Raw genomic sequence first — 7,098 nt, 5'->3', positions numbered from 1 at the left:
ATATTTTTTTGCCTGTCTGGATCACATAATCCAGATATTTTCCCTGTATGTTAATTGCAGTCATGCTTCACACCGTCGTTAAAAAGGAAGACAGATGAAAATCAGTCGGGAAACACTCCACCAGCTAATTGAGAATAAACTCTGCCAGGCTGGGTTAAAACGTGAGCACGCTGCAACCGTGGCTGAAGTATTGGTTTACGCCGATGCCAGAGGGATCCACTCTCATGGCGCGGTGCGCGTGGAATACTACGCGGAACGCATTTCAAAAGGCGGCACCAACCGCGAACCGGAGTTTCGTCTTGAGGAAACCGGGCCGTGCTCGGCAATTTTACATGCCGACAATGCCGCCGGACAGGTCGCGGCGAAAATGGGTATGGAACATGCCATCAAAACCGCCCAGCAAAATGGCGTTGCGGTGGTCGGTATCAGCCGGATGGGTCACAGCGGCGCAATCTCTTATTTTGTGCAGCAGGCAGCCCGCGCCGGATTCATTGGCATTTCGATGTGCCAGTCCGATCCAATGGTGGTGCCGTTTGGCGGCGCGGAAATTTACTACGGTACTAACCCCCTGGCCTTTGCCGCGCCGGGAGAAGGCGACGAGATCCTTACCTTTGATATGGCGACTACCGTACAGGCATGGGGAAAAGTGCTCGACGCCCGCTCGCGTAATATGTCTATCCCGGATACCTGGGCGGTCGATAAAAACGGTGCACCAACAACCGATCCGTTCGCGGTACATGCTCTGCTCCCCGCCGCCGGGCCAAAAGGGTATGGCCTGATGATGATGATTGACGTCCTCTCAGGCGTCTTACTCGGCTTACCGTTCGGGCGACAGGTTAGTTCGATGTATGACGATTTACACGCAGGGCGTAATTTGGGGCAATTACATATAGTTATTAATCCGAACTTTTTCTCCTCCAGCGAATTATTCCGTCAACATCTTAGCCAGACCATGCGCGAATTAAATGCCATTACCCCCGCGCCCGGTTTTAACCAAGTTTATTATCCCGGACAGGATCAGGATATTAAACAACGCAAAGCCGCCGTCGAAGGCATCGAAATTGTTGATGATATTTACCAGTATTTAATTTCCGACGCGCTTTATAACACGTCATACGAAACGAAAAATCCCTTTGCGCAATAATTATTGAGACAGGACTTTCTTATGATTACACATTTTCGTCAAGCCATAGAAGAAACGCTGCCCTGGCTTTCCTCTTTTGGCGCTGACCCAACGGGTGGGATGACCCGTTTACTTTATTCGCCGGAATGGCTGGAAACCCAGCAGCAATTTAAAAAAAGAATGGCCGCAAGTGGGCTGGAAACACGTTTCGATGAAGTAGGGAATTTATACGGTCGCCTGAATGGTACCGAATATCCACAGGAAGTGATTCTGAGCGGTTCGCATATCGATACCGTGGTTAACGGCGGTAACCTCGACGGGCAATTCGGCGCGCTGGCGGCGTGGCTGGCAATTGACTGGCTGAAAACGCAATACGGCGCGCCGCTACGTACGGTCGAAGTGGTGGCGATGGCAGAAGAAGGCAGCCGCTTCCCGTATGTCTTCTGGAGCAGTAAAAATATCTTTGGGCTGGCGAATCCTGACGACGTGCGGAATATCTGTGATGCCAAAGGAAATAGTTTTGTCGATGCGATGAAGGCTTGCGGATTTACTCTTCCGAACGCCCCACTAACTCCGCGTCAGGATATTAAAGCCTTTGTTGAACTGCATATTGAACAGGGCTGTGTGCTGGAAAGTAATGGGCAATCAATTGGCGTGGTGAATGCAATTGTCGGGCAGCGTCGTTATACGGTAACGCTGAACGGCGAATCAAACCATGCAGGCACCACGCCGATGGGTTATCGTCGTGATACAGTTTACGCTTTCAGTCGCATTTGCCATCAGTCGGTCGAAAAAGCGAAAAGGATGGGCGATCCGCTGGTTCTGACCTTTGGCAAAGTAGAGCCGCGCCCGAATACGGTAAATGTGGTGCCGGGTAAAACCACGTTCACCATTGATTGTCGTCATACCGACGCTGCCGTGCTGCGCGATTTCACCCAACAGTTAGAAAACGACATGCGGGCGATTTGCGATGAAATGGACATTGGTATTGATATCGATTTATGGATGGACGAAGAACCCGTGCCGATGAATAAGGAGCTGGTCGCCACCCTGACAGAATTGTGTGAAAGAGAAAAACTGAATTACCGGGTGATGCACAGTGGTGCCGGGCACGACGCGCAAATTTTCGCGCCTCGCGTACCAACCTGCATGATTTTCATTCCCAGCATCAACGGGATCAGCCATAACCCGGCGGAACGCACCAATATTACCGACCTTGCCGAAGGGGTCAAAACGTTGGCACTCATGCTTTATCAACTTGCCTGGCAGAAATAAGGAGTCATAAATGGGATATTTAAATAACGTCACCGGTTACCGCGATGATTTACTGGCTAACCGTGCGATTGTTAAACACGGTAATTTCGCACTGTTAACCCCGGATGGTCTGGTAAAAAATATTATTCCGGGCTTTGAAAATTGTGACGCGACAATCCTCTCCACGCCAAAGCTGGGTGCCTCTTTTGTTGATTATCTGGTCACACTGCATCAAAACGGTGGCAACCAACAGGGCTTCGGTGGCGAAGGCATTGAAACGTTCCTGTATGTGATCTCTGGAAATATCACTGCCAAAGCCGAAGGCAAAACATTTGCCTTAAGCGAAGGTGGCTATCTTTATTGCCCACCAGGCTCCTTAATGACGTTTGTTAACGCCCAGGCCGAAGACAGCCAAATCTTTTTATATAAGCGTCGCTATGTTCCGGTAGAAGGCCATGCACCGTGGCTGGTTTCTGGCAATGCCAGCGAACTGGAACGCATTCACTATGAAGGTATGGATGATGTGATCCTGCTGGATTTTCTGCCCAAAGAGTTAGGTTTTGATATGAACATGCATATCCTCTCTTTTGCACCAGGTGCCAGCCACGGTTATATCGAAACACATGTTCAGGAACACGGTGCCTATATTCTTTCCGGTCAGGGGGTTTATAACCTCGACAATAACTGGATCCCGGTGAAAAAAGGCGATTACATCTTTATGGGCGCTTATTCTTTACAGGCTGGTTATGGTGTAGGGCGTGGTGAAGCGTTCAGCTATATTTACTCGAAAGATTGCAACCGCGACGTAGAGATTTAAGTCATACCACTCGCCTGATTATTTTTAGCTATGTTGGATTTTGCCACGGTTTATACCGTGGCTTTTTTTGTAGTAAATTCAGGTAAAAAAAGATGCGATATAAATCGCATCCGCTTTAAAGGTAAGGGTCAGTTTTTAATTCCCTGACCTATTTTAATGGCGCAGGCAATATTTCGTGCGCTGTTGAAGAGATTGGTTTCACCGCTGGCGAGTACTTCGGCTAAAGGTGCCAGACGTGGCAAAATGCTGAATACCGCATCAATGCCGTACTGGTGCACCACTTCCACGCCATCACCCAATACGCCAGCAATCCCAATCACCGGTACATTAAACTGCTTCGCCACCGACGCCACACCCAGCGGCGCTTTACCGCCTGCCGTTTGCGAGTCGATGCGCCCTTCCCCGGTGATCACCAGTGCTGCGCCCTGCACTGCCTGCGCAAGATTGACCGCATTCAACACAATCTCAATACCTGGTTTAATATCCGCATTGAGAAATACCGCCGCCGCAATACCCATACCGCCCGCAGCGCCGCCGCCCGCCATCTGGCAGACGTTGATTTCAGTTTGCTGTTGTAAAACACGGGCGTAATTTTGCAGCCCCTGTTCCAGCTCTTCGACCATTTCCGGCGTTGCCCCTTTTTGCGGGCCAAACACCGCCGCCGCGCCGCGTGCCCCTACCAGCGGGTTATCAACGTCACATGCTACTTCAATATGGCAATTCGCCAGACGCGGATCGCATTCATCCATCTCAATGCTTGCCACGCGCGCTAAATTACCGCCGTTAGCCACCAGCACCTGACCGTCGGCATCAAGGAAACGCACACCGAGCGCCTGCGCCATGCCCATACCACCGTCGACCGTCGCACTGCCGCCAATGCCGAGAATAATATGGCGAATGCCGTTATCCAGCGCATGACGAATTAACTCCCCCGTACCAAAACTGGAGGCCAGCAACGGATTACGCTTTTCAGGCGCGACCAGCATCAGGCCACTTGCTGCCGCCATCTCAATCACCGCCGTTTTCCCGTCGCCGGTAAGGCCATAAAAAGCATTCACTTTTTCGCCCATCGGCCCGCAGACTTCAAGCGTCACGATGTTGCCGCCCGTCGCGGCGACCATCGCATCCACCGTTCCTTCGCCGCCATCCGCTATCGGCAAACAGATATAGTTCGCATCGGGAAAGAGGGTCGAAAACCCGGCTTTAATTGCCTGACAACATTTTTCTGCACTTAAGCTCTCTTTAAAAGAGTCTGGCGCAATGACAATCTTCATTATCAATCCTTTTTCAACAAATTATTCGATACGTTCCCACGGAATAAGGTTATCCATAAGAACAGCCAGTAAAATCCCGACCAATAAGCCGTTACTGAGCAGAGGACGAAGCGTTAATGGAAGGTCTTGCAGATACACAGGCGGTAATGCCATTAAAAATATGCCGACAAATAACGGCAATGCGAGTCGATAAATATTGCGAGCGGTAAACGTTATTTGCTGGCTAAACACCAGCGCGGAAAAGAGTAAAGGCAGATAAGAAACCAGCATGACCGCGCTACTCACGGGTAAAGGGATACTGCAAAACAGTCGCGTGAGTGCCGGAACCAGCGCCACCAGCAGGCAAATAACGCTGCCATAAATAAACGAACGCCGCGTGTAATCGCCAGTCTGGGTTAATAAACCAATGGATGAAACAAACGGTGAAAATGGAATTACTGCCAGCGGTACGGTTATCAGTGTCATAAATCCGGTCGCCACAAAGCTACGACGATAACGCGTATTCCCCGCGCCCTGCTGCGGATAAAAAACATCCGTGCCCCGAATCGCACCGTAGGTATTGCTGATATTTACCAGACCTGTAATCACCGCCGTCAGAATAATCCCCGGCGACAAAGCACCTCCACTGCCGAGCGGGAACCACTGCCAGTGCAACTCACCGGAGAGCGAGTGCGAAGAAGGAAAGCAAAAGTACCACAACAACCAGCCGGTTATGGTGCCGACCAGCAGGCCATAACGGGCAAAACGTTGCGGCAGGAAGATAATCATCCCCAGTACCAGGCACATCACCGCCACCGAGAGCGCGAACGGCGGTAACTGAATTTTAAAATTTGGGTCGGCTATGCCAAACGGCAGCCCGAGCATACCTTTGAAAAAGATAGTGGTCAGCTGCGCGCCCAGCATCAACATAAACAAGACCATCACCGACGGCGTAAATAACCGTGCCAGGCGATGGCCTAATCCGCTAAAACCAATCAACATCGTCAGCACGCCGGAGAGCGCAATCCCCACCGCCAGGCTGGTAGCGATATCGTTGATCGGTGTCCCGCGCGATGCTTCGCCAAGGGTGATAGTAAGGATGGTTCCCCACCACAGGCCACCCGGCCCTTCCATAATAGCGCGACGATGACCGCAGAACGCCTGAGCGAAGCAGGCCAGTGCGGTAGCAAGAAAAGCATATTGCGTGAGCGTAAGCAGGCTACTTTGCGGCAACTGAAAAGCAGAAAGTAGCGTAGGAGGAACCACAACCGTGTTGCAAAAAATAAAGAAAAACCACTGAAATCCTGATAACAGGCTTTCGCGGCTGACTGCAAAATTGAACATAAACACACCTTAACCGGAGAATGCCCGCCGCAAGGACGGGCATTGCAGGGGCCAGATTACTGCTGATGTTTAAGGATAAATTGACCTTTCGGCGCAACAGGGAAGCCCTGTTCAATGTCGTAAATCACATCACCACGTAAGATGGTTTTCGTGATACGCGCGCCAATGGTACGGCCAACATACGGGCTGACTTTGTGGCGATATTCCAGATCGTCATTGGTAAGAACATAGCTGCTATTCGGCTGAATGAAGACGAAGTCGGCATCTTTTCCTGGGGCGATACGGCCTTTTTGCTGCAGACCGAAAATATCTGCTGCGTTAGTCGCCATTAATTTGCCGAACATTGGCAGAGACATTCCGCGTTTCTGTACCGCTTCATCGAACATCACGTCCATACAGTTTTGCAGACCGGCAATACCGCCCCATGCTTCCATGATGTTGCCGGCTTTCATTTCCGGAGGGCATGGTGAGTGGTCGGAAACCAGGCAGTCGATTTCACCGTTAAACAGTTTTTCCCACATGCCTTTCTGGTTTTCCAGATCGCGGATCGGCGGTGAACACTTCGCCAGAGTACCGATTTCTTCGAACTGATCGGTATCCAGTACAAAGTAATGCGGGCAGGATTCACAAGTAACATCCTGACCTTCCTGACGTGCACGAGTCACTTCTTCAACACCTTCTGGGCTGCTGATATGGCAAATGTGCAGACGGCAACCGGCAACTTTCGCCAGGTACAGTACGCGGCGAATCGCTTCCACTTCGGTAAATACCGGACGCGAAGCCACATAGTCATGGGCAGTTACGCGACCTTCACTTTTCGCTTCTTCGCCCAGTGCATCACAGATCAGCGCGTTTTCGCAGTGCACCAGCACCGGCTGCCCCAGTTCGCCCAGCTTCTGCGCACCTTTGAAGAACTGCCAGTCGTTTACATCACGGAAGTCGTTGTCGATACCGCGATCGCCACAGGTCGCAACGAAGCATTTGAAGCCGACAACGCCCACTTCATCCAACTCATGCAGACGATCAATGTTGTAAGACACCAGGCCACCGAGTTGTGCCGCATCGATAGTCAGCTTGCCTTTAGCGGCATCGAACTTCAGTTCAATTGAAGCACGGTCAACCGTTGCAGGCAGCTGGTTGAGCGGCATTTCGATCATGGTGGTGATACCACCTTTTGCCGCTGCGCGAGTACCGGTTTCATAACCTTCCCAGTGGCTACGACCCGGTTCAGAAATATGGGTGTGCGCATCAACCATGCCCGGCGAAACCACCAGACCAGACGCATCCATAACTTCTTTTGCATCGCC

The 7,098-nt window shown here is 51.2% G+C and carries 6 protein-coding genes; 3 read left to right on the top strand and 3 right to left on the bottom strand.

Features of this window, described 5'->3' with window-relative positions; all coding sequences use genetic code 11:
- Nucleotides 1-94 precede the first annotated feature (94 nt).
- Genes allD through allE form a run of 3 tightly spaced genes read left to right on the top strand, consistent with a single transcriptional unit; the run spans nucleotide 95 to nucleotide 3,194 of the window.
- Nucleotides 95-1,144: an ureidoglycolate dehydrogenase gene (gene allD, locus E0D98_RS19850; protein WP_000703894.1), complete on the top strand. Its 1,050-nt coding sequence runs from the start codon at nucleotides 95-97 to the stop codon at nucleotides 1,142-1,144.
- 21 nt (nucleotides 1,145-1,165) lie between these two features.
- Nucleotides 1,166-2,398, top strand: a complete 1,233-nt coding sequence (allC, locus tag E0D98_RS19845) for an allantoate deiminase (protein WP_050877073.1) — start codon at nucleotides 1,166-1,168, stop codon at nucleotides 2,396-2,398.
- A gap of 10 nt (nucleotides 2,399-2,408) precedes the next feature.
- Entirely contained in the window at nucleotides 2,409-3,194 is a 786-nt protein-coding gene (gene allE / locus E0D98_RS19840; protein WP_000540946.1) for a (S)-ureidoglycine aminohydrolase, read from the top strand.
- A gap of 128 nt (nucleotides 3,195-3,322) precedes the next feature.
- Here the strand turns inward: allE and glxK are convergent, their stop codons facing one another.
- The 3 genes from glxK to allB form a co-directional block, all read right to left on the bottom strand.
- On the bottom strand, nucleotides 3,323-4,468 hold the full coding sequence (glxK, locus tag E0D98_RS19835; RefSeq protein ID WP_000706355.1) for a glycerate 3-kinase: 1,146 nt from the start codon (nucleotides 4,466-4,468) through the stop codon (nucleotides 3,323-3,325).
- Between the two features lie 21 nt (nucleotides 4,469-4,489).
- A complete protein-coding gene (locus tag E0D98_RS19830) occupies nucleotides 4,490-5,791 on the bottom strand; it encodes a uracil/xanthine transporter (protein ID WP_001298987.1) in 1,302 nt (433 codons plus the stop codon).
- Nucleotides 5,792-5,847: 56 nt separating this feature from the next.
- Nucleotides 5,848-7,098 (bottom strand): allantoinase AllB (gene allB, locus E0D98_RS19825; RefSeq protein WP_131890869.1); only part of this gene is annotated, 1,251 nt, incomplete at its 5' end.

It is taken from the genome of Escherichia sp. KCJ4928 (genome assembly GCF_004352695.1).
Classification (GTDB): Bacteria; Pseudomonadota; Gammaproteobacteria; order Enterobacterales; family Enterobacteriaceae; genus ECMA0423.
The sequence above is the reverse complement of the archived record's forward strand: the minus strand, read 5'-3'. Positions and strand labels throughout refer to the sequence as shown.

Bases quoted from the DNA above. Each gene is read 5' to 3' on its own strand.
- allD (WP_000703894.1), top strand. From the start codon at position 95: ATGAAAATCAGTCGGGAAACACTCCACCAGCTAATTGAGAATAAACTC.
- allC (WP_050877073.1), top strand. From the start codon at position 1,166: ATGATTACACATTTTCGTCAAGCCATAGAAGAAACGCTGCCCTGGCTT.
- allE (WP_000540946.1), top strand. From the start codon at position 2,409: ATGGGATATTTAAATAACGTCACCGGTTACCGCGATGATTTACTGGCT.
- glxK (WP_000706355.1), bottom strand. From the start codon at position 4,468: ATGAAGATTGTCATTGCGCCAGACTCTTTTAAAGAGAGCTTAAGTGCA.
- E0D98_RS19830 (WP_001298987.1), bottom strand. From the start codon at position 5,791: ATGTTCAATTTTGCAGTCAGCCGCGAAAGCCTGTTATCAGGATTTCAG.